Annotated in this window: 18 protein-coding genes; 12 read left to right on the top strand and 6 right to left on the bottom strand. The window is 50.6% G+C overall.

Annotated features, from left to right (window positions below):
- Positions 1 to 17: 17 nt before the first annotated feature.
- A complete protein-coding gene (locus C5523_RS03825; RefSeq protein ID WP_108700618.1) occupies positions 18 to 1,319 on the bottom strand; it encodes an inorganic triphosphatase in 1,302 nt (433 codons plus the stop codon).
- A 237-nt stretch (positions 1,320 to 1,556) separates the two neighbouring features.
- On the opposite strand from C5523_RS03825, the gene C5523_RS03820 reads away from it, so the two are divergent.
- Both C5523_RS03820 and C5523_RS03815 read left to right on the top strand, forming a co-directional pair.
- On the top strand, positions 1,557 to 2,177 hold the full coding sequence (locus C5523_RS03820) for a TIGR04211 family SH3 domain-containing protein (RefSeq protein ID WP_039078109.1): 621 nt from the start codon (positions 1,557 to 1,559) through the stop codon (positions 2,175 to 2,177).
- Positions 2,178 to 2,293: 116 nt separating this feature from the next.
- On the top strand, positions 2,294 to 3,535 hold the full coding sequence (locus C5523_RS03815; protein ID WP_039078110.1) for a multifunctional CCA addition/repair protein: 1,242 nt from the start codon (positions 2,294 to 2,296) through the stop codon (positions 3,533 to 3,535).
- Positions 3,536 to 3,546: 11 nt separating this feature from the next.
- Here the strand turns inward: C5523_RS03815 and bacA are convergent, their stop codons facing one another.
- Positions 3,547 to 4,365, bottom strand: a complete 819-nt coding sequence (gene bacA, locus C5523_RS03810) for an undecaprenyl-diphosphate phosphatase (RefSeq protein WP_039078111.1) — start codon at positions 4,363 to 4,365, stop codon at positions 3,547 to 3,549.
- Positions 4,366 to 4,471: 106 nt separating this feature from the next.
- Complete coding sequence (gene folB, locus C5523_RS03805) at positions 4,472 to 4,840, bottom strand: bifunctional dihydroneopterin aldolase/7,8-dihydroneopterin epimerase (RefSeq protein WP_079497094.1); 369 nt, start codon at positions 4,838 to 4,840, stop codon at positions 4,472 to 4,474.
- Positions 4,841 to 4,947: 107 nt separating this feature from the next.
- Between folB and plsY the strand changes: the two genes are divergently transcribed.
- Together plsY and C5523_RS03795 are read left to right on the top strand one after the other, a co-directional pair.
- Positions 4,948 to 5,550 (top strand): glycerol-3-phosphate 1-O-acyltransferase PlsY, encoded by a 603-nt coding sequence (gene plsY / locus C5523_RS03800; RefSeq protein ID WP_039078113.1) that lies wholly within the window; start codon positions 4,948 to 4,950, stop codon positions 5,548 to 5,550.
- 210 nt (positions 5,551 to 5,760) lie between these two features.
- Positions 5,761 to 7,557: a thiamine pyrophosphate-requiring protein gene (locus C5523_RS03795; protein ID WP_108700617.1), complete on the top strand. Its 1,797-nt coding sequence runs from the start codon at positions 5,761 to 5,763 to the stop codon at positions 7,555 to 7,557.
- Between the two features lie 47 nt (positions 7,558 to 7,604).
- Here C5523_RS03795 and C5523_RS03790 read toward each other — a convergent pair whose 3' ends face one another.
- Positions 7,605 to 8,831: a zinc-dependent alcohol dehydrogenase gene (locus C5523_RS03790; protein WP_039078115.1), complete on the bottom strand. Its 1,227-nt coding sequence runs from the start codon at positions 8,829 to 8,831 to the stop codon at positions 7,605 to 7,607.
- Between the two features lie 200 nt (positions 8,832 to 9,031).
- A complete protein-coding gene (tsaD, locus tag C5523_RS03785) occupies positions 9,032 to 10,045 on the bottom strand; it encodes a tRNA (adenosine(37)-N6)-threonylcarbamoyltransferase complex transferase subunit TsaD (protein ID WP_039078116.1) in 1,014 nt (337 codons plus the stop codon).
- A gap of 237 nt (positions 10,046 to 10,282) precedes the next feature.
- On the opposite strand from tsaD, the gene rpsU reads away from it, so the two are divergent.
- The 8 genes from rpsU (at position 10,283) to C5523_RS03745 (ending at position 21,647) form a co-directional block, all read left to right on the top strand.
- Positions 10,283 to 10,498, top strand: coding sequence for a 30S ribosomal protein S21 (gene rpsU / locus C5523_RS03780; RefSeq protein ID WP_001144069.1), 216 nt, complete (start codon positions 10,283 to 10,285; stop codon positions 10,496 to 10,498).
- Positions 10,499 to 10,737: 239 nt separating this feature from the next.
- Positions 10,738 to 12,483 (top strand): DNA primase, encoded by a 1,746-nt coding sequence (gene dnaG / locus C5523_RS03775; protein ID WP_079497196.1) that lies wholly within the window; start codon positions 10,738 to 10,740, stop codon positions 12,481 to 12,483.
- A 158-nt stretch (positions 12,484 to 12,641) separates the two neighbouring features.
- Positions 12,642 to 14,489: an RNA polymerase sigma factor RpoD gene (gene rpoD, locus C5523_RS03770; RefSeq protein WP_039078118.1), complete on the top strand. Its 1,848-nt coding sequence runs from the start codon at positions 12,642 to 12,644 to the stop codon at positions 14,487 to 14,489.
- Positions 14,490 to 15,060: 571 nt separating this feature from the next.
- Positions 15,061 to 15,264, top strand: a complete 204-nt coding sequence (locus C5523_RS03765; RefSeq protein ID WP_079497092.1) for a hypothetical protein — start codon at positions 15,061 to 15,063, stop codon at positions 15,262 to 15,264.
- A 78-nt stretch (positions 15,265 to 15,342) separates the two neighbouring features.
- Complete coding sequence (locus C5523_RS03760; RefSeq protein ID WP_071194530.1) at positions 15,343 to 16,494, top strand: capsule biosynthesis protein; 1,152 nt, start codon at positions 15,343 to 15,345, stop codon at positions 16,492 to 16,494.
- A 34-nt stretch (positions 16,495 to 16,528) separates the two neighbouring features.
- Complete coding sequence (locus C5523_RS03755) at positions 16,529 to 18,205, top strand: polysaccharide biosynthesis/export family protein (RefSeq protein WP_108700616.1); 1,677 nt, start codon at positions 16,529 to 16,531, stop codon at positions 18,203 to 18,205.
- 95 nt (positions 18,206 to 18,300) lie between these two features.
- Entirely contained in the window at positions 18,301 to 20,343 is a 2,043-nt protein-coding gene (locus tag C5523_RS03750; RefSeq protein WP_108700615.1) for a capsular polysaccharide biosynthesis protein, read from the top strand.
- A gap of 26 nt (positions 20,344 to 20,369) precedes the next feature.
- Positions 20,370 to 21,647 (top strand): capsule biosynthesis protein, encoded by a 1,278-nt coding sequence (locus tag C5523_RS03745; RefSeq protein ID WP_108700614.1) that lies wholly within the window; start codon positions 20,370 to 20,372, stop codon positions 21,645 to 21,647.
- Positions 21,648 to 21,824: 177 nt separating this feature from the next.
- Here the strand turns inward: C5523_RS03745 and C5523_RS03740 are convergent, their stop codons facing one another.
- Entirely contained in the window at positions 21,825 to 24,083 is a 2,259-nt protein-coding gene (locus tag C5523_RS03740; RefSeq protein ID WP_172960874.1) for a capsular biosynthesis protein, read from the bottom strand.
- Positions 24,084 to 24,091 lie beyond the last annotated feature (8 nt).

The following is a 24,091-nucleotide window of genomic DNA, read 5'->3' as shown; positions in this document are numbered from 1 at the left end:
GGGGTTCCTTGACCGGGTTAGCGTTGTCCACTGTGCAGCCAGAAGGGCTGCTGACAGATTGCTTCGTTACGGAAATGTTCGATTTCAATACGCTGGCGTGTCTCAATGGCGTGGAGCAAGCCTTGCCAGTTTTCCAGCCAGGCATTTGCCTGCGCCGCATCGTAATAGCCAGCAAGCAACAGCACATTGTCAATTTCTCGTGCCAGACGTGGCAACTGGTCGCGATAACTGTCTCCCAACGGATGCGCGAACGTACTTTTGAGTTCAGCGGCGCAGCGGGACAAATGGGTATCGGCAAAACGTTTGAAGGAGTCGGCAAATTTCGCCTGCGCTTTGTCATCGAGGAAGGTGCGCCAGCCCTGGGAAACCAGCCACTCTGTCAACAGCAGTTTCGCCGTTGCCGCCTCTGCGCTCCATGCGGCCGTCGCTGCGGAGACATCTGACGTCAACGTTGTGTCCGCCTGAGTCAGCAAATCGCGCAGGCGTGCGCTCGCTTTACGCGGCACAATGCCGCCGAACAACATAAGAGTATGGCGAATGAGCGTAATCGCAGACTGTACGTCCGCTTTGGCCCGGGTATCGCCGCGAACCCACAGTTCTTCATGGTACTGCCACTGCGAAAGTCCCAGCTCCAGCGCGGCGGTAAAAGCCTGCTCCGTTGTGGCTTTCGGTTGAACTTTGAGTATGGGCGTCGGGCGGCGATGACGTTCGGCATTACCCTGCGCCAGATGATAGCCGCGTGCGGCCTTACTCAGGCTTCCCTGACGCAGCCCTGACTGGGTCACGAGCTGACGGGCAAGTTTGAGGATATCCGCCGGATCGCCGCTTAGCAGTTCAAGCTCAAGCTCACAGATAGGCTCAGCCAGCTCGCCGGCTTTAACTTCACCCAGGTCCAGCCCAATCTCAATACGGCTTTCACCGACGTTAACCAGCCATTTCTCCCGGTAGAAATCGGTGCTAAAGAGCGGCTGTGTCTGCGCCTGGAGATCTTCTGGCAGCGCGCCATCCGGCCAGACTTCCTGCGGAAAGCGAGCCAGATCCAGCTCCGGTTTATCCAGCGCGATATTATATTCAGGACGTTGATGTAACCCGCCGACAACGCGTCCGGCGATTTTCATCGTCATTTCGTACTGACCGTCGAAGCCGCGGATACGCAGCCCCATATCATGACGACGCAGCCAGTTATCTGCCGTTTCGTAATAGATGTTGAGTAACTGGGTGGGCGCTACGCGATCGTCGGTGAGCGAATGAAGATGGTTACGAAGCGTTTCAACGCTGTCGGGATGTACGTAAAATTTTAATTCGATTTCCTGAGCCATGGCTTTGCACTTATGGTTATGTCACATCAGTCAAAATTTCGGCGAACTAACGCGCCCGATGTTTGTCAGTAGATAGTATTTTGTGTCAGATTGCCATGCAATGCGCGATATCATGGGTGTAAAAGTTCACTTATGCGCTTTGTTCGACCCGGATGATTCCGATTGATGCCGCCTGCCAGCTATCGTCAGACTGTTGGCACTGTTTTTATTCACGCTTAAAGATAATAACGACGCCTGATGCTTAAATTACGCCTGATTGGAATGACCTTATTTGCGCTTAGCGTTTCCACATTGGCCCATGCCGAAGAAAAACGTTACGTCTCTGATGAATTGAACACCTGGGTTCGCAGTGGCCCGGGAGATAACTACCGCCTCGTGGGCACGGTAAACGCCGGCGAGGAAGTGGTGCTGTTGCAAACCAATGAAGCGTCTAACTACGCACAGGTACGCGACAGCAGTGGCCGTACGGCCTGGATCCCTCTTAAAGAACTCAATACTCAGCCCAGCCTGCGCACGCGCGTGCCGGAACTGGAAAACCAGGTGAAGACCCTGACCGATAAGCTCAACAATATCGACAATACCTGGAACCAGCGCACGGCGGATATGCAGCAAAAAGTGGCCGGTAGCGATGGGGTCATTAACAGCCTGAAAGAAGAAAATCAGAAGCTTAAGAACGAGCTTATTGTCGCACAGAAGAAAGTGAACGCCGCTAACCTGCAACTCGACGACAAACAACGCACCATTATCATGCAGTGGTTTATGTATGGCGGCGGCGTATTGGGTGCGGGTCTCTTCCTGGGCCTTGTGCTGCCGCATTTAATCCCGCGCCGTAAACGCAAAGATCGCTGGATGAACTAAGCTGATTAGCCATCTTCTCTACACTTACGTATTATCTGTCGGCAAAAATAAGAACCTGTCTCAATTTCCGATAAGGCAGGTTAATGAAAAGTCACAGATGTGAGGAGTCAGGCGGCGTGAAGAGTTATCTGGTCGGTGGCGCAGTTCGCGATGCGTTACTGGGCCTGTCGGTCAAAGACAAAGATTGGGTGGTGGTTGGCGCCACGCCAGCAGAGATGCTCGACGCGGGCTACCAGCAGGTAGGCCGCGATTTTCCCGTGTTTCTCCATCCACAAAGTCACGAAGAGTACGCTCTTGCCCGTACTGAACGAAAATCAGGCTTCGGTTATACCGGTTTTTCCTGCTATGCCGCGCCGGATGTAACGCTTGAGCAAGATCTGTTACGCCGCGACTTAACCGTCAATGCACTTGCGCAGGATGATAACGGCAACATAATCGATCCCTATGGCGGTCAGAACGATTTGCACCGCCGCCTGCTGCGCCATGTTTCCCCCGCGTTTGCCGAAGATCCCTTGCGTGTTCTGCGTGTGGCGCGTTTTGCCGCCCGCTATGCGCATTTAAGTTTTCGCATTGCTGACGAAACCATGGCGCTCATGCGCGATATGACCACCGCAGGTGAGTTGGCGCATCTGACGCCTGAACGCGTCTGGAAAGAGACGGAGAACGCCCTCAAGACCCGTAATCCACAGGTCTTTTTCCAGGTGTTGCGTGACTGCGGGGCGCTAAAAGTGCTATTCCCGGAAGTGGACGCGCTGTTTGGCGTACCCGCGCCGGCAAAATGGCATCCTGAAATCGATACCGGTCTTCATACCCTGATGACCGTGAGCATGGCTGCGATGCTCAGCCCTGAGGTCGATGTGCGTTTTGCCACTCTCTGCCACGACCTGGGAAAAGGGTTAACCCCACCGGAACTTTGGCCACGCCATCACGGGCATGGCCCGGCGGGCGTCAAACTTGTCGAGGGCGTCTGCCAGCGATTGCGCGTACCGAACGATATCCGCGATCTGGCCAAACTGGTGGCGGAATTCCATGATCTGATCCATACCTTCCCAATCCTGCAGCCAAAGACCATCGTTAAATTGTTCGATTCGATTGACGCCTGGCGCAAGCCGCAGCGGGTTGAGCAAATCGCCCTGACCAGCGAGGCCGACGTGCGCGGACGTGCGGGGTTTGAGGCGTGCGACTACCCGCAGGGACGTTTGCTGCGTGAGGCCTGGGATGTCGCAAAAGCGGTCTCCAGCAAAGCGGTTGTTGAGGCAGGTTTCAAAGGCATTGAAGTGCGTGAAGAGTTAACGCGCCGTCGCATTCAGGCCGTGGCCGACTGGAAAGAACAACGTTGCCCTCAGCCAAAAGACTGAGGGCATGTTATTTAGATAAAGATGAAGTAGACCGCGGCAGCGACAATAAAGCGATAGATCGCAAACGGGATAAACGAGATACGTTTGATCAACTCCAGGAAGGTTTTGATCGCGATAAGAGCGACGATAAACGCCGTCACGAAGCCGACGGCAAACATCGGAATGTCACCCACGGTCAAGAACTTAAGACTCTTATACAAATCCAGTACGGTGGCGCCCATCATCATTGGCACCGCCAACAGGAACGAGAACTCCGAAGCCGCATAACGGCTCACGCCCATGAGCATGCCACCTGAAATTGTTGCTCCAGAACGGGAGAACCCCGGCCATAGCGCCAGACACTGGAAGCAGCCAATCATAAATGCCTGACGCAAGGTGATATCGTCCACCCCTTCGGCGCGCGGCACTTTTGGTTTGAGGCATTCCGCCGCAATCAGCAGTACCCCACCCACCACCAGCGCATACATCACGTTAATGGGGTTAAAGAGAGATTTAATGGCATCGTGGAAAACAAGGCCGAGAACAACGGCGGGAACCATGCCCAGCAGGATATGAATGAGCGTCAGGCGACCTGTGCCTGTGCCTTCATGGGGGGTACGACCAAAGTGAATACCAATCAATCCAAACAGGCGACGCCAGAACATCACCACCACAGCCAAAATCGACCCTAACTGAATCACAACTTCAAACGTTTTTGCGGTATCTCCCTCAAAACCCAGTAAATGCCCCACAAGAATCATGTGGCCCGTACTGGAAACCGGTAAAAACTCCGTCAATCCTTCGACAACACCCAAAATTGCTGCCACCAGCAGCGAGTGCATATCGCTCATCAAATAAACCCCTAAACAGACATAAAAAACGGCTTACCACAAGGGAAGCCGCGTATGGCCATGACGTATGACCAGAAGACTAGCGCTTGGTTTAATAATTATGAATTTAAATAATTTTTTTCAGATTATTGCCACGCTCAATGATGACGCCAACGTTGGCGGCCCGGGCGACAGCCCCTGGCTTGCTCAATTTGATGCGCACCCATGGAGAGTTAAAACGGCTCAGCAGTAAATCAGCGACCTCTTCGGCGACCCGTTCCACCAGCGCAAAACGGCTTCCTTCGACATGCGCAATCACGGTTTCTGCTATGTCTGCATAGCTCAGACAATCATTAACATCGTCGCTCTTTGCCGCCTGGCGGTTATCCCATGCCATTTCGATATCGAACACCAGCTTTTGCTCAATCGTCTGCTCCCAGTCATACACACCGATAGTGGTGATTACCGAAAGTTGCTCTATAAATACAATGTCCATCACGCCCCACCTGCTTTTTGGCTAACCTGGATACCACTTTCCATAATTTATGCGTATTATCCACTGATGCAGATAATAAAACGACATTTTCACAATGGAACAGCGTTATGAGTGCAATCGCGCCTGGAATGATCATCCTCGCGTATCTTTGCGGCTCAATATCCAGCGCCATTCTGGTCTGCCGCATCGCAGGTCTGCCTGACCCACGTGAGAGTGGCTCTGGCAACCCAGGGGCGACCAACGTATTACGAATTGGCGGCAAAGGAGCAGCCGTAACGGTACTGATTTTTGACGTGCTAAAAGGCATGCTGCCGGTATGGGGAGCCTATGCGCTTGGCATCACCCCCTTCTGGCTTGGCCTTATTGCTATCGCCGCCTGCCTTGGGCATATCTGGCCTGTTTTTTTCCATTTTCAGGGCGGAAAGGGCGTAGCTACTGCCTTTGGTGCGATTGCGCCCATTGGCTGGGACTTAACGGGCGTGATGGCGGGAACCTGGCTGCTGACCGTCCTGCTTAGCGGTTACTCTTCGTTAGGTGCGATTGTCAGCGCGCTGATTGCGCCCTTCTATGTCTGGTGGTTTAAACCCCAGTTTACCTTTCCGGTTGCCATGCTCTCCTGCCTGATCCTGATACGTCACCACGACAACATTCAGCGGTTATGGCGTCGTCAGGAGACAAAAATCTGGCACAAACTGAAGAAAAAAAAGTAGACGGATCCCCTCCCGGATAAAAAGTATCATATCCGGGAAAATGCCCTGTTCATCCCTTTCATTGCCTGAATGGACTGAATTCTGCCGTTACGCCTGTATCGCATCAGGCGTAACGGCGCGCTAAGCCACGTCCCGTGCCCCTCCCCCATATCCTGATGATGTCGTCTATCCTTAACGCTCGATTAACTTTTTGAGCCAGGGGGCAACACAGTGACAAAAATGACCAGTGATTTTTTCATTGAGAGCCTGAAAGCCTGGGGTGTCAGCCGAATTTATGGCTACCCCGGTGATGGCATCAACGGTGTGCTCGGTGCGCTGCAACGCGCGAATAAAGCGGGCAATGGCATTGAGTTTATCCAGGTACGCCATGAAGAAATGGCGGCGTTTATGGCAGCAGGACATGCCAAATTCACCGGCGAGTTGGGCGTGTGTCTCTCAACCGGAGGCCCAGGCGCCACCCATCTGCTGACCGGCCTGTATGACGCGAAAATGGACCATGCTCCGGTGCTGGCCATCGCCGGTCAGGCAGAGGCCACCGCACGCGGCGCCAGCTATCAGCAAGAATTAAACCTCGATCGTGTTTTCGCCGACGTGGCGAACTTTGTACAAGAAGCCGCCTCCCCCAGCCAGGTACGCCACCTTGTCGATCGCGGCGTACGTATCGCAGTGGCGCAAAACGGTGTAACGGTCCTGATATTGCCGAAGGATATTCAGGACGAACCCTGGCAGGCGCCGCCGCATACCCATGGTTTCACCCACTCAGGAGCGGGCTATCAACGTCCGAAAATCGTGCCTTATGAGGCCGATCTGCAACGTGCCGCGGATATTCTTAATAGCGGAAAGAAAGTGGCGATACTGGTTGGGGCGGGTGCCCGTAGCGCAGCACTGGAAGTGGTGCAACTGGCCAATCTGCTTGGTGCTGGCGTGGCAAAAGCGCTGCTCGGCAAAGATGTACTACCGGATGACGCGCCTTTTATCACCGGCGCGATCGGTTTGCTGGGTACGAAACCGTCTTACGACATGATGATGAATTGCGACACGCTGCTGATGATTGGTACCGGTTTTCCATGGACAGAATTCCTGCCGAAAGAGGGGCAGGCCCGAGCGGTGCAGGTCGATATCGATCCGGCAATGCTGGGGCTACGCTACCCGGTCGAAGTTAATCTTCATGGCGATGCAGCGGAAACCCTTCGCGCACTGCTGCCGCTGCTGACGCATAAAACTGACCGTAGCTGGCAAGAGGAAATTGCCAGAGGGGTGAAATCATGGTGGGAGACCCTTGAGGAACGAGCGATGGCCGACGCCAAACCGGTTAACCCGCAACGCGTCGTCTGGGAAATGTCACCGCTGCTGCCGGACGATGCCATCGTCACGTCCGATTCCGGCTCGTGTGCCAACTGGTTTGCACGCGATTATAAAGTGAAGCAGGGCCAACGCGCCTCACTGTCTGGCGGCCTTGCCTGTATGGGTGCCGCTGTACCTTACGCCATCGCCGCAAAATTTGCCTACCCGCAGAAAGTGGTGGTCGCGCTGGTCGGGGATGGTGCCATGCAAATGAACAACATGGCAGAACTGATCACCATTCAGAAATACTGGCAAAGCTGGAGCGATCCGCGCCTGATCATTTGTGTCTTCAATAATCAGGATCTTAACCAGGTGACCTGGGAGCAGCGCGTAATGGAGGGCAATCCGCGATTTGAGGCAACCCAGGACATTCCCGATGTGGGTTATGCCCGCTTCGCCCAGTCGCTGGGCCTCAAAGGGATTTTCGTGAATGATCCACAACAGTTACCGATTGCCTGGCAGCAAGCCTTGTCAGCAGCGCGCCCCGTTGTACTGGAAGTGAAAACCGATCCGGAAGTGGCGCCGCTACCGCCGCATATCACCCTGAAACAGGCAAAAGCCTTTATGGCCTCAATGGCCAAAGGGGATCGCTCTGCCGGGAAGATTTTCGCCGACACGGCAAACCAGTTGATGAGTGAAATATTGCCGGGCAAAAAATCGTAGCGACAAAAAACAGGCCGGGCGTGTCAGAAGCCCGGCCTGCCGGGGAGTTAGTGCGAAGGCAGCAATTCCGTTTTAATCCACCCGGTCTCACGCTTATCAAAATGTTGATAAGCGGATACCACATCTGACAATGGCTCCACCTGAGTCAGCACCTGGGTGGGGTCGATAGCCCCCACGCGCACCAGTTCCAGCAGGTGCGGAATAATCGCGTGGTGATTACAGTTACCCATTTTCATGGTCAGATTCTTATTCATCGCCATCCCAATGGGAAAGGTCTGCGCGGCGGGAGGGTAAACGCCGATAATGCTCAGTGTCCCCGCTTTTTTCAGCCCCTGAATCGCCCATTCCAGCGACTGGCTCGGCGCATCGCCCGGAACCCAGTTTCCGTTCTGGACATGCTGATGCTCCGCATTGTCCGGCGCCACCTGTTGCACTTCCTGACGGTATTGCTCTGCTTTCTGTTCGGCTTGCTGAGCCGCCGGGCCATGGTGAGCGTGCTCGCTATCAACACCAACGGCGTCAATAGCAATATCAACACCCAGCCCACCGGTGAGTAATGCAATGGCTTCCAGCGGATCTTCTTTATCGAAATTAACGGTAAAGGCCCCCTGTCGGCGCGCCATCGCCAGTCTGTCATCATGTGAATCGACGGCAATGACGCGTCCGGCGCCCATCAACAGTGCGCTGGCAATCGTAAACTGACCAACTGGCCCGCAGCCAAACACCGCCACCGTGTCGCCGCGCGTAATGTCTGCTATCTCCGCGCCAAACCAGCCCGTCGGAAAGATATCGCTGACAAGAATCGCCTGTTCATCACTGACCTCCTGCGGGACTTTTACCAGCGTATTAGAGGCAAAGGGTATACGCGCCTTTTCTGCCTGTAAGCCGTTGACAGGACCGGTCGCTTGCGGGCCGCCAAAGAAACAGGTACCGGCCTGTGGGCCGTTCGGATTGGCATTATCACACTGCGCGGTGTTACCGCTGCGACAGGGAGGGCAGTAGCCACAAGAGAGCGTCGAGCAAACCACCACCCGATCGCCGACATCAAAATTACGCACCTGGTCGCCCAGTTGCTCAATAATGCCGACGCCTTCATGGCCGAGGATGGTGCCCGCTTTCATATCGCTAAAGGTGCCACGGATAAAGTGCAGATCGGTACCGCAAATGGCCGAGGCTGTAAGACGAATAACCGCATCAGTGGGTTGTTCAATCTGTGGTTCGGCGACGTCATCAAGACGAATATCGCCAGTAGCGTGCCAGACGAGAGCTTTCATAATGTCTCCTCTTTCGGTGATGTAGAAGAGGCGTCATAACTGAACATCCCTGCCGGCTATGGCAGCCGATTTTGACTCGCAAAGGGGAAAGTATAGTCAGTGATCTGTGGAGATGCGGACGATAGCGGCAAGGAAATGGGAAGATAAAAAGAGGGAAACCAAACGATAACCCCGGTAAGCGTAGCCACCGGGGGAGTAGATTACGCAGCGGGTAATTCCGCCAGCGGCCAGCGCGGGCGCACAGTTACGCCAAGTCCGGCAACGCCACCGGCTTTCAGACGCACCATTCCGGCATAGGCAATCATTGCACCATTATCGGTACAAAATTCCGGGCGAGCATAGAACACCTCACCACGGCGTTTTTTCATCATCTCAGCCAGTTTTGCGCGAAGCGTACGGTTTGCGCTAACGCCACCCGCCATAACCAGACGGGTAAAACCTGTTTGGTCCAGCGCACGTTTACATTTGATCATCAGCGTATCGACCACCGCGTCTTCAAATGCACGGGCGATATCGGCACGCGTTTGCTCATCCGGTTCATTTTCACGAATGGTATTCGCCGCGAAGGTTTTCAGGCCAGAGAAACTGAAATCAAGACCGGGCCTGTCCGTCATAGGACGCGGGAAGACAAAGCGCCCTTCCGTCCCCTGCGACGCCAGTTTCGATAACATGGGTCCACCAGGGTAATCAAGACCGAGCAATTTGGCCGTTTTGTCAAACGCCTCACCGGCAGCATCATCAATGGATTCGCCAAGCAACTGGTACTCGCCAATCCCCGTCACGCTAATCAGTTGCGTGTGTCCGCCGGAGACCAGCAGCGCCACAAACGGGTATTGTGGTGGATTATCTTCCAGCATGGGCGCCAGCAGGTGGCCTTCCATATGGTGAACCGGAATGGCCGGAACATCCCATGCAAATGCCAGCGCCCGGCCGACCGTTGCGCCGACCAGCAACGCGCCGACAAGACCCGGACCTGCGGTATAGGCAACCGCATCGATATCTTTTGCCGCCAGCCCTGCCTCTTTGAGCGCCGCCTGAATCAACGGTACGGTTTTACGTACATGATCGCGGGAGGCCAGTTCAGGCACAACGCCGCCGTAGTCGGCATGCAGTTTTACCTGACTATACAATTGGTTGGCTAAAAGGCCGTTCTTGTCGTCATAAATAGCGATGCCGGTTTCATCGCAGGATGTTTCAATTCCCAGTACACGCATGGCTGTTTTTTACCTCGCTTCAATGCCGCGCAGTGTAGGATCAATGCCCCTTGTTGTAAACTTTACTCACCCCCTTGAAGGACTTCGTGTATACTCCCCACCCTTACAAAAGTCCCTTTCAAAAAAGGCAGCGGTGCTTTACAAAGCAGCAACTGTTGAAGTAAAATTCCGCACCATTTTGAAATAAGCTGGCGTTGACGCCAGCGGCAAACCGAATTTATCAAAGGTGAGAGGCACATGCCGGTAATTAAAGTACGTGAAAACGAGCCGTTCGACGTAGCACTGCGTCGCTTCAAGCGTTCCTGCGAAAAAGCAGGTGTTCTGGCGGAAGTTCGTCGTCGTGAGTTCTATGAAAAACCGACTACCGAACGTAAGCGCGCTAAAGCTTCTGCTGTGAAACGTCACGCGAAGAAACTGGCTCGCGAAAACGCACGCCGCACTCGTCTGTACTAAGTCTTCTGAGAGTTTAGCTCTCAGTTTCAGACCGAGTTGTAGTTGTAAGGCCGTGCTTCCGAAAGGAATGCGCGGCTTATTTTCGTTTATGCATTAGCAAGTACACAAAATCATTCAGGATGCATCAAGGCGGCAAGAGCGTGAATTCCCTGAGCTTACTGTAGTCAGTCAGTGACAGGAGTGAACGATCGTAGCCAACGCAGAGGCAGTTCGACTGACAAAGTGTAATTATGGGGCATATGGCTGGACGAATTCCACGCGTTTTCATCAATGACCTGCTGGCTCGCACCGACATCATCGATCTGATCGATGCGCGTGTGAAACTGAAAAAGCAGGGCAAGAACTGGCACGCATGCTGTCCATTCCATAACGAAAAAAGTCCTTCCTTCACCGTAAACGGTGAAAAACAGTTTTATCACTGCTTCGGCTGTGGGGCGCACGGCAACGCGATCGACTTTCTCATGAACTACGACAAGCTCGAGTTTGTGGAAACCGTCGAAGAGCTGGCCGCCATGCATAACCTGGAAGTGCCCTATGAAGCAGGCAACGGGCCAAGTCAGATAGAGCGCCACCAGCGGCAAAGTCTCTATCAGTTGATGGATGGCCTGAATGCGTTTTATCAGCAATCCCTGATGCAACCTGCCGCTGAACCGGCGCGCCAGTATCTGGAAAGGCGCGGTTTAAGCAGCGATGTCATCGCCCGTTTTGCGATTGGTTACGCCCCTCCCGGCTGGGACAACGTTTTAAAGCGTTTTGGTGCAAATCAGGAAAATCGTCAATCTTTGATTGATGCGGGCATGCTAGTCACTAACGATCAGGGACGCAGTTACGATCGTTTTCGCGAACGGGTGATGTTCCCCATCCGCGACAAGCGTGGTCGGGTAATGGGATTTGGTGGCCGAGTGCTGGGTAACGATACTCCCAAATATCTCAACTCACCAGAGACCGATATTTTCCATAAAGGCCGCCAGTTATACGGGCTTTATGAAGCGCAGCAGGACAATGATGAACCGCAGCGGCTTTTAGTCGTGGAAGGTTACATGGATGTGGTTGCGCTGGCGCAATATGGCATTAACTACGCCGTTGCGTCACTCGGAACGTCGACCACAGCAGACCATATTCAACTGTTGTTTCGGGTAACGAAAAACGTCATTTGCTGTTATGACGGCGACCGTGCAGGCCGCGATGCCGCATGGCGGGCGCTGGAAACCGCATTGCCGTACATGAGCGACGGACGTCAGCTACGCTTTATGTTCCTGCCGGACGGTGAAGACCCGGATACGCTGGTACGTAAGGAAGGTAAAGCAGCATTTGAAGCGCGGATGGAGCAGGCGATGCCGCTCTCCACGTTTTTGTTTAACAGCTTACTGCCGCAGGCGGACTTAACCACGCCGGACGGGACAACGCAACTTGCCGCGCTGGCGCTGCCGTTGATTTCTCAGGTTCCGGGTGAAACGCTACGTATCCAGCTCAGGCAGTTACTGGGTAACAAAATTGGCATCTTTGACGACGCGCAGCTTGATCGTTTAATGCCAAAACAGGCGGAAAATGCCACGGCCCGCCCGGCGCCTCAGCTAAAACGCACAACCATGCGTATACTGATAGGATTGCTGGTCCAGAGCCCGGAACTCGCGCCGTTAGTGCCTCCGCTGGAGGGGCTGGATAAATCCAGAATGGCTGGACTTGGCTTATTTACAGAACTGGTCAACACTTGTTTGTCACAGCCTGGATTAACCACAGGGCAGCTTCTGGAACAGTATCGCGGAACAAAAGAAGCCGCAACCCTTGAAAAACTGGCGATGTGGGACGATATAGCAGATAAAGACATTGCAGAAAAAACGTTCAACGACGCGCTCAATCATATGTTTGATTCGATGCTTGTACAGCGGCAAGAAGAGTTGATAGCTCGTGACCGCACACATGGTTTAAGCAGCGAAGAACGCCGGGAGCTCTGGCAACTAAACCAGGAACTGGCGAAAAAGTAAATTCAACGGCTTAAGTGCCGATAATCGTTCGGGAAGCGCCCGACAGCCGCATTGAGAGGCAGCGGCAAAAATATAAGTAAGCCCTCGTTACACCAAGTTGGCGGTTTTATTTCGCTGACCGACACCAACCCTCTTGAATTAAGTGTGGATACCGTCTTATGGAGCAAAACCCGCAGTCACAGCTGAAACTTCTTGTCCAACGTGGTAAGGAGCAAGGCTATCTGACCTATGCCGAGGTCAATGACCATCTGCCGGAAGATATCGTCGACTCCGATCAGATCGAAGACATCATCCAAATGATCAACGACATGGGCATTCAGGTGATGGAAGAAGCACCGGATGCCGATGATCTACTGCTTGCCGAAACCGCCAACAACACTGATGAAGATGCAGAAGAAGCGGCTGCACAGGTTCTTTCCAGTGTTGAATCTGAAATCGGTCGTACAACCGATCCGGTGCGCATGTACATGCGCGAAATGGGTACCGTTGAACTGTTGACCCGCGAAGGCGAAATTGACATCGCTAAGCGTATCGAAGACGGGATCAACCAGGTTCAGTGCTCCGTTGCCGAGTACCCGGAAGCCATTACCTATCTGCTGGAACAATATGATCGTGTTGAAGCGGAGCAGGCTCGCCTGTCTGATTTGATCACTGGCTTCGTCGATCCGAACGCGGAAGAAGATCTGGCACCTACGGCGACTCACGTCGGTTCTGAGCTCTCTCAGGAAGAGCTGGACGACGATGAAGACGAAGATGAAGACGAAGATGGCGATGACAGCAGCGACGATGACAACAGCATCGATCCTGAGCTGGCGCGCGAAAAATTTGCCGAGCTGCGTACACAGTACGAAAAAACCCGTGACACCATCAAAGCGAAAGGCCGTAGCCACGCTGATGCCGCAGCCGAAATCCTGCAGTTGTCCGAAGTCTTCAAACAGTTCCGTCTGGTACCGAAACAGTTCGATTACCTGGTAAACAGCATGCGCACCATGATGGATCGCGTGCGTACCCAGGAACGCATTATCATGAAGCTGTGCGTTGAACAGTGCAAAATGCCGAAGAAAAACTTCATTACGCTGTTTACTGGCAACGAAACCAACGAGACCTGGTTCAATGCAGCCCTGGCGATGAACAAGCCGTGGTCTGAAAAACTGCATGAAGTGTCTGAGGACGTTCAGCGCGGCCTGCAGAAACTGCAGCAGATTGAAGAAGAGACCGGCCTGACCATCGAGCAGGTGAAAGACATTAACCGTCGTATGTCCATCGGTGAAGCGAAAGCGCGCCGTGCGAAGAAAGAGATGGTTGAAGCGAACCTGCGTCTGGTTATCTCTATCGCCAAGAAATACACCAACCGTGGTCTGCAATTCCTCGATCTGATTCAGGAAGGCAACATCGGTCTGATGAAAGCGGTAGATAAGTTTGAATACCGTCGCGGTTACAAGTTCTCCACCTATGCAACCTGGTGGATCCGTCAGGCAATCACCCGTTCTATCGCGGATCAGGCGCGCACCATCCGTATTCCGGTGCATATGATTGAGACCATTAACAAGCTCAACCGTATCTCCCGCCAGATGCTGCAAGAGATGGGCCGCGAGCCGACGCCGGAAGAGCTGGCCGAGCGTATGCTGATGCCGGAAGACAAGATCCGTAAAGTGCTGAAAATCGCCAAAGAGCCGATCTCCATGGAAACGCCGATTGGCGACGATGAAGATTCGCATCTGGGTGATTTCATCGAGGACACCACCCTCGAGCTGCCGCTGGACTCTGCGACCACCGAGAGCCTGCGTGCCGCTACGCACGACGTTCTGGCTGGCCTGACCGCCCGTGAAGCAAAAGTGCTGCGTATGCGTTTCGGTATCGATATGAATACCGACCACACGCTGGAAGAAGTGGGTAAACAGTTCGACGTTACCCGCGAACGTATCCGTCAGATCGAAGCGAAGGCGCTGCGTAAACTGCGCCACCCAAGCCGCTCTGAGGTTCTGCGTAGCTTCCTCGACGATTAATTCGTCCGCATTTTCTGCCTTATCAGACGCCATCCTTCGGGGTGGCGTTTTTTTATCCGTATTAATTGAAAAATAAATCCAGATATCAATGCCAGACTATTTCACATTATTTTAAATATATTTCCAATATGAATATTTTGGGAAAAATGCTTGATAAAATAAATATAACCCTGCGAGCCACCATTAATTTATTACGCTTTTAAAATTTATAAACAGGCAATAAAAAGAATTACAACCCACATTAAAAACAACAAAAAACCAAAAATTACAAATAGTTAATCTTAAAAGAACAATAGTAAAAGCTATTATACTCAGCATTATTAAATTCGTTGCAGTTGTATATAAGAGCTGCTTGTGCTAAAAAACGGGAAAATAAAAGATAGTCCCCGAACTCGCAAGTTTCAAATGTACCTGGTAAACGTCACCACCATGGCGACTGGGTATTTTTTTGCATTTCAAGAAACAGGATGATAACTGAGTGGTATGTCCTAAATCGGTTGCTGTGACGGTGCGCCTGTTAACTATGGCCTGGACACCGACCGTCACGTAGAGATTACCAACAGGAAACAAAATGGATTTTAACGTGAACACGGAAACAGAAGAGCAAGCGCTGATTAACAGCGTACGCAGCACATTGACGGAGCAAGGTGATGCACTCCGCCATCTGGCAGAAGTCATCAATGCGGAAGAGAAGATGACTAAACACCGCATCTCCACCCTACTCATCACCGATAATTCACAGGATGTGATTGGTTCAGTCAGGATTTTCGACTGACACCTCACCTGTTTATACCGACATAAAAAGTCTTCCCCTCAGCAAATTTTTGCCGGGGAGAATAACGTTGAAAGTGACATGTCTACACATAAAGTAAAGTTGCTGGCGTCCTCGTTACGCGCACGTACGGCCAAATTTAATCTTGCCTGGATCCAGCAGCATCTTGCCTGGATTGTTATTGCCGCCCCGATGGCGCTGCTCGTCATCTATTTGGTGATTTTCAGCCAGCCGCGATATATGAGCGAATCAAAGGTCGCGGTAAAACGTCCCAGTGATATTGAAGGCGCCAGCCTGAATGTCGGCTTGCTGCTGGGTGCATCCAACCCCAGTTCCACCGAAGACGCGTTGTATCTCAAGGAGTACATCAACTCAGCAGATATGCTGAAAGTACTCGATAAACAACTCGATTTTCACGATGCATGGAGCCATAGCGGGCTGGACTTCATTCATCATCTCTCTAAAGATACAACGGCAGAACAGTTCCTCAATTACTACCGCGACCGAATCTCTGTGGTCTTTGATGACAAAACCGGTCTTTTGACGATTCAGACCCAGGGTTTTACGCCGGAATTCTCACAGCAGTTCAATAAAGCAGTCCTGAAAGAGTCAGAGCGTTTTATTAACGAGCTCTCCCATAAAATCGCGCGAGAGCAGTTGAACTTCGCCCAGGAAGAACTACAGCAGGCCCGTATTCGCCTTGATAAAAGTAAAGCAGAATTACTGGCTTACCAGAATCAGAACAATATCCTCGATCCCGAAGCCTCCGCCACTGCTGCCACCTCTCTGGTGATGACCTTACAAGGTAAAAAAGTTGAGCTGGAAGCCGAGCTGCGTAATTTATTGAGTTACTTGCGTGAAGATGCGCCCCAGGTCATTAGCCTTCGTAATTCAATAAAAGCCCTGCAGGCACAGATCGACGCAGAGCAGAGCAAAATCACCGCGCCAGGCGATAAGAAACTCAACAGCATGGCGGCTGACTTTGACGAGATTAAAGCACGCGTCACCTTCGATACCGAAATCTACACGATGGCGATCAAAGCCATTGAAAAAACACGCCTGGAAGCGGCACGTAAACTCAAAGTGTTGTCGGTCATCAGTTCACCGCAACAACCGGAAGAGTCCAGTTTCCCCAATAGCGGCTACCTGCTGGCAAGCTGGTTGTTAGTCTGCTGCCTACTCTTCGGCACCATCAAATTGCTGCTGGCCGTGATTGAAGATCACAAAGACTAATTTTGGACGCACAGTGAATTTTACAGAGTTGAACATGAAATTATTAAAATCGGCACTGCTCCTTCTGGTCTGCCATGCGGCCTGGGCGGCAGGTCCGACAGGTATTACAGCCGATCCAAATCTGACAGGGGCGGCGCCGTTGCCGTCGATTATCTCCGGCAAGACAGAAGAAACTCAGAACGCAACCGGGTTTGACAACACACCGCCACCCGTGGCTGCTGCACTGCCCAGCCGCATGTTCGGCGCACAGTTGTTTACCTCTATCAGCGCAGCTTCAGGCGCAGGTCTGGGGTTCAACCCAGGCTATGTGATTGGTCTCGGTGATACCATCCAGATTCGACTGTGGGGCGCATTCCAGTATGACGGGGCGCTCACCGTTGACCCGAAAGGCAATATTTTCCTGCCTAATATTGGCCCGCTGAAAGTCTCGGGCATGACCAATGCGCAGTTGAACAATACCGTCACCAGTAAGATCAAAGAAGTTTATACGTCGAACGTTAACGTCTATGCCTCCCTGCTGCAGGCTCAGCCGGTGAAAGTTTTCGTGACCGGCTATGTGCGAAGCCCAGGCCTATATGGTGGCGTGGCATCTGACTCCCTGCTCTCTTATCTGAGCAAAGCTGGCGGCGTCGACAGTGAGCGCGGCAGCTACGTTAATATCATCGTCAAACGTGGCAAATCGGTTATCTCACGCGTGAACCTGTACGATTTTCTGCTGAACGGTAAGCTGAGCCTATCGCAGTTTGTCGATGGCGATACCATCGTCGTTGGTCCACGTCAGCATACATTCAGCGTAGAAGGCGATGTGTTTAACAGTTACGACTTTGAGTTCGCCAACAGTACGATTCCGGTCACAGAGGCACTCAATTGGGCGCGTCCGAAACCCGGCGCCACCCACATGACCATTATCCGTCAGCAAGGTACCGTAAAACGTAGCGAATACTATCCTCTCGGCTCCGCAGCGGGCCGCTCTCTGCAGGATGGCGACCGTCTTATCGTGAGTTCAGACCGCTATGCAGGCACCATTCAGGTACGTGTTGACGGCGCCCATTCCGGCGAACATGCGATAGTTCTGCCATACGGTTCGACCATGCGTCAGGTGCTATCGCAGATCCGCCCGAATAGCATGTCGCAGATGAAGGCCATCCAGTTGTACAGAACATCTGTTGCGGAGCGTCAGAAAGAGATGCTGAACCTGTCGTTGCAGAAACTGGAAGAGGCCTCTCTTTCAGCACAATCCTCAACGCAGGAAGAGGCCCGTTTGCGCATGCAGGAAGCACAACTGGTTAGCCGGTTCGTCAATAAAGCGCGTGCTGTCGTTCCGAAAGGGCAAGTCGTGCTTAGCGAAAGCAACATCGACTCGGTGCTGCTGGAAGATGGTGACGTCATCATGATTCCGGAAAAAACGTCGCTGGTTATGGTGCACGGGGAAGTGCTGTTCCCGAACGCCGTCTCCTGGCAGGACGGAATGGATGTGGACGATTACATCAAAAAATGCGGTGGGCTGACGCAGAAATCCGGCAATTCAAAAATCATTGTGATTCACCAGAACGGCGAGTCGGTTGATGCTGACGATGCAGGAAAACTGCAACCCGGTGACGAAATCATGGTTCTGCCGAAATACGAATCGAAAAACATTGAAGTTACGCGTGGTATTTCGACCATTCTTTATCAGCTTGCCGTTGCCGCCAGGGTTGTGCTGACAATCTAATCAGCTCTGTCGCAGATGCTTTTCCCGGCATGCCGGGGAAAGCGAAACAAGCAGCGGTAAAAACGTTTTCTTCTTTAATCAACGGATTGATATTGATGGAACGAACGAGAAACAGACTGGGTATTTATTCCGGGGGGATCTGGCGCATTCCGCATCTGGCCAGTTTTCTGCCTGGAGAACCAGTGCGGCTTTCGCCTTATAAAACCATTCCCGAGCAGGTGAATGCTATCGCCGTCTGGGGCCACCGCCCCAGCGCGCAAAAGCCTGTTGCCCTGGCACAATCCGTTGGTCTCCCGGTTATTCGCCTGGAAGATGGCTTTATTCGTTCTCTCGGGTTAGGCGTTCAGGGTTGCCCGCCTCTCTCCATCGTCGTTGATCATTTAGGCATCTATTACGACGCTTCGGTTCCGAGCTCGCTTGAATGCCTGGTAAAAGATAATGACGGCAATAAGCCGCTCGCTGCTGAAGCGCAGGCAATGATGCGCGCCATCGTTGACAATGATTTGTCGAAATACAACCAGGCGCCGCCGTTTGTCGCACCGGATATTATGCCAGAGGCCGTGCTGGTGATTGACCAGACGTTTGGCGATATGTCTGTCACCAAAGGCAACGCCGGCCCGGAAAGTTTCCAGCAGATGCTTGAGGCAGCAAAGCAGGAAAATCCGAGCGCAGAGGTTTGGGTGAAGGTGCATCCGGATGTGCTATGCGGCAAAAAGGCGGGGTACTTTGCGAACCTGAAATCCGACGACCGTGTGCGCGTATTTGCCGAAGATATCAGCCCGCAATCGCTACTGCGGCACATGCAAAAGGTGTATGTGGTCACCTCGCAGTATGGTTTTGAAGCGTTGCTGGCAGGCAAACCCGTCGTCTGCTTTGGGCAGCCATGGTATGCGGGCTGGGGACTAACAGATGACCGTCACCCAAAGGCCCGTGAGCTTGCCGCACGCCGACAACCGACCACACTGAGCAATCTGTTTACCGCCGCCTATTTGCGCTACTGCCGTTACCGACACCCGATAAGCGGAAAATCTGCAACGCTGGCCTGCGTTGTCGACTGGCTGGTATTACAGCGTAACCACAACCAGTCACGCCGCGGCACGCTATGGGCGCCGGGATTAAGCCTGTGGAAAACAGCAATACTGAGGCCGTTTCTGAAAACAGCGGAGAACCAGGTACGCTTTGCGAAGCAGTGTCGACAAGCCAGCGCGCTTATCGCCTGGGGGACAAGGGGAGAGAAAAAATGGCAGGCGCAGGCAGATGCACAGCGCATTCCACTGTGGCGGATGGAAGACGGGTTTATCCGCTCCTCCGGCCTGGGTTCCGATTTGCTCGCCCCCCTGTCTTTAGTGCTGGATAAAACCGGTATCTACTACGACGCATCCCGTCCAAGCGATCTGGAAAACCTGCTGAACGCCAGCAGCCTGAGCGAACATCAGCGGGAGCGTGCGCAAGCCCTTCTGCAACAACTTGTGCGCAACAAAGTCAGTAAATACAACCTTGGACAGGAGTGGCACTTACCGCCCGAGGCTACCGGTAAAAAAATCATTCTGGTACCCGGTCAGGTGGAGGATGACGCCTCGATTCTGACAGGGGCGAGATCTGTTAACACCAACCGGGATTTATTGCGTACGGTACGCGAGCGCAATCCTGACGCGTTTGTTGTCTTTAAACCGCACCCGGATGTGCTGGTTGGCAACCGTAAAGGACAAGTCGTGGCGGAAGATATCGCCCGCTGGGCCGACTGCCAGGCGCTGGATGCCGATATCATTCAGTGCATTCAACTCGCTGATGAGTTACACACCATGACCTCTCTTTCCGGCTTCGAAGCCTTAATGCACGGTAAGCGAGTATTTTGCTATGGCCTGCCTTTTTATGCCGGCTGGGGACTCACTCAGGATGAGCACAATATTCCCCGGCGCGCCCGACAGCTCAGTCTTACGGATTTAGTGTGGCAAACGCTTATCGCGTACCCAACTTATATCCATCCACAGCGACTGGAGCCAATGCAGGCAGAAGAGGCCGTAATGTGGCTGAGCACCGCGCCACGCGGTGAAATGAAAATCACGAAAAAAAGTATCGGCCGATTAGCCAGACAGTACCGCAAGTTATTGATGTTTTACAAAGTTCGTTTTGGTTAGTGTTAATTTGAGACTCATGGACGATGATGCAAAATAATACCGTTAAGACATTACTCGCTGGGAAAAAATATCTGCTGTTGCAAGGACCAATGGGGCCTTTCTTCAATGATGTCGCCAACTGGCTGGAGACGCTGGAACGCGAAGCGGTAAATGTTGTATTTAATGGTGGCGATCGTTTTTATTGTCGACATCGTCAGCACCTTACTTATACACAAACGCCGAAGGAATTCCCGACCTGGCTGAAAGAGACCTGGAAGGTTTATCCATTCGACACCATCTTGTGCTTCGGTGACTGCCGTCCATTGCATAGGGCGGCGCATGCCTGGGCGAAAGCGAAAGGTATTCGTTTCCTGGCTTTCGAAGAGGGCTATCTGCGGCCTCATTTTATTACGCTTGAAGAAGGCGGAGTGAATGCTTTCTCCCCCCTGCCCCGTGATCCTGATTTTTACCGGAGCTTGCCAGATTTCCCGCCCTCAGAACCCCAGCCACTGAAACCGTCCTCAGGCCGCCGTTACATCCACGCGACATGGTATTATCTTGTCGGCTGGCGTTATAGACACGAGTTCATGCATTATCGCCATCACAAATCTTTTTCACCATGGTACGAGGCAAAATGCTGGGTGCGCGCGTGGTGGCGTAAGCAATGGTATGGCTGGAAACAACGTGGCGTAATGGAGACGCTGCAGACGACATTCGATCAACGCTATTACCTTGCGATTTTGCAGGTCTATAACGATAGTCAGATCCGCAACCATAGCCCATACGCTGATGTCCGGGATTATATTAACGATGTGATCTTCTCGTTTGCACGCAAAGCGCCGAAAGACGATGTGCTGATCATTAAGCACCACCCTATGGATCGCGGGCATCGTCTGTATGGCCCGTTGATTAAGCGGCTGAGTAAAAAGTATGGCGTGACCAATCGCATAATTTATGTCCACGATTTACCGATGCCGGAATTACTGACGCATGCCAAAGCCGTGGTGACTATTAACAGTACGGCGGGAATTTCAGCGTTAGTGCATAACAAACCGTTGAAGGTGATGGGCAACGCCCTGTATGACATCAAAGGGATGACATATCAGGGACACTTGCACCAGTTCTGGACGGCAAATTTCAAGCCGGACATGAAGTTGTTTAAGAAATTTCGTGAGTATTTGCTGGAGAATACGCAGATAAATGCGGTGTATTATACTAATAGCTTAAACTATAAACACATCCACTTATTTTACAAAACAGAAATTGGAAATAATCAATCCTCTTTTTTTTGTTCACGCGAGCATTCAAAATTGGACATAAAATAAAACCCGACGAAGGTAATAATTGAACAATCACTATTGAATCATTTTCTTCTTAACCTTCACGGCTTTTTATGCCAGGAAAGTTTTTGTACCCTCCGTTTAAAAAAGCTATTCTGTAGTAAGCGTTATGAAATAAACTACAAAGGGAATAATAAAATTAAAAATGGGTACAATGACATGTCATTTTTTTAAAACTTTAGCATTACTCTTTCTGTTTTTGATGGCATCTTTAAAAAACCCACCTGGAGTTCTTATCAATTTCCTCACTTTCTTGCTAAATTTTCCAGTCTTTTTCTTCTCTTCCTTTAGATTATTTACTTTAAGCTCGGCACTATTTCCCGAATGACTTTCAATATGTAATTTGGAGTCTTTAACGATACTATTTTCGACCAATACCTTTGTTCCATTGGATTTTGCATTAGATGATTTGAGTGTTTCCTTAATTTTCTCACGACCACCAAAAGAGTAAAAAAGCGGCGCATCCAGACTGATCCCTTCCGCAGAGGATCCTAAAATAATCGTTTTATTATTATAGTTAATTTTATTAAATAAAATTTCATTAATAATTTTCCGTTCTGTACCATCACTTGCTTTTGTTTTCTTGTAATTTGATTGGCCAAATGAGTAGACTCTATTAAGCATATGCCAATAGAATTGCAATACTTTTCTTTTATCAACTAGCAAATCTTGATTAATGAGTTCTTGAGCGTGCATGGCATCAAATGCAGGAATAGCTAAACCTTCGTGTGCATAAAAAGCGTCAGACGCACAAATAACCGGTTTCATAAAAGCGAGGGAAATTAAACCAACCCCAGAATTCATTAATAATACTTTATCTGCCAAATCTATTAGGTCATGTATATGCGTATCATCTTCTGCATATAAGACACCATTTATTCTAGGAAGATCTTTTTCTAGAGGATGATTCTTACAAATTACAACCCATTCTTCTTTGGGAAGGTTTTCAGCTATATATTCAACCCAACTCTGAAATCCACCAACTGATCCAGCAGCACCTGCAAAATAGGTTGTAACGGTATCCGTTGGTCTTTGAAACGGCACGAATAACACTTTCCGATCACCAATCTGGTATAATTCTTTTAAAAATCCAGATGTTTTTCTCGGTGAATTATGTTCTAATGTGTGCTCGCCATTCCTTAAATTGAAAAGATAATTTTCAACTTCATCTTCTTGTTCTTGAGTTAATTTTCGTTGCCAGGCCTCTGGCGAATAACTTTTACTGTCGTAATTAAACCCATTATGATCTAAGAACCACGAATCTGGCAGAGCACCACGATCAAAAACAACAAACGGAATATTTCTTTCTTTAACACCTGCATATAATGCCAAACGGTGCTCATTTCCATAAGGATTTAGGAAGAATACTCTATCAATTTCATTTTTACTAATGTAACGAAACAATGAATCAATATTAGAAAATAAGTTCTCAGACATAAAAACCAAACTACCAAAAAGTGGAGTTAAATGTCTTATTGCTTTGAAAGTACGAGATTTTGTATCAATTAAAAATAACGTTTTACTCTTAACATTAGTGTTACTTAAAGGAAAAGGTTGTTCTTTATCCTGATCAAATTTCTTCATTAGATTTTCTAATAAAGAAAAATTCCTTTGCGTTTGATGATAACCCGGAATTGATCTCGTAGGGTGCCACAGATGCTGAAAGAAGATCCCCCGATTAAAAACATCTATCCCATATAAAGCAAAATAAGCTCTAAAACCACGATAATTATCAATGCTATTTGATTTGGTATTATTGTAATAATCGGCAGTCTTGGGGCCTTTAGCATAATAACTGCTAAGCCTATGTAATACATCATAATCTTCTGCACCATGACCATAAAATTCTCTACTATGCCCTCCAATAGCTAAATAGTGATGTTTATTAACCACCATCGCAGAACTGCCATAAGCGGGAAACGCTACAAAATCTTTATGTGATTCATAAATTTTTCTATGTATATAGCTATTTTCACTACATTCTGAATTATGAGAAGAAGATAAAGTCTCTTTAGTCCCATTCTCAGTCAGGAAAAAGACAGGAACGCAAAAGAAATCGTATATTGAATTAACCATATCTCTTGCCAGGACCTCAGTATGGATACGTTCATACATATCTTTGTTTCCAAAGAAATCAATATCGTTAAATAAAACGACATTATCTTCTGAATATTGAACCCCTAAATCTCTAGCATGGCCTATGCTAAAAATTTGAGAGCCCGCATCAATATCTAATATTTTCAAATGAGAATGAGAACCCAATCCCTTTAAAATATTAGAGAATTTTTTAGGGGTTCCGTAATTAACAATGAGAATATTAAATTTTTCAGATGGAATGTTTCCGATAATACGACTTAGCCTCTCTTCAGCCTGGTAAAGCCCTTCGGTAATTCTTAATGGTATTATAACAGTAACTTTCATATTCATTT

The sequence above is a fragment of the Phytobacter sp. SCO41 genome (assembly GCF_003073275.1).
Taxonomy (GTDB): domain Bacteria; phylum Pseudomonadota; class Gammaproteobacteria; order Enterobacterales; family Enterobacteriaceae; genus Phytobacter; species Phytobacter diazotrophicus.
This window is presented reverse-complemented; position numbering and strand designations above follow the sequence as displayed.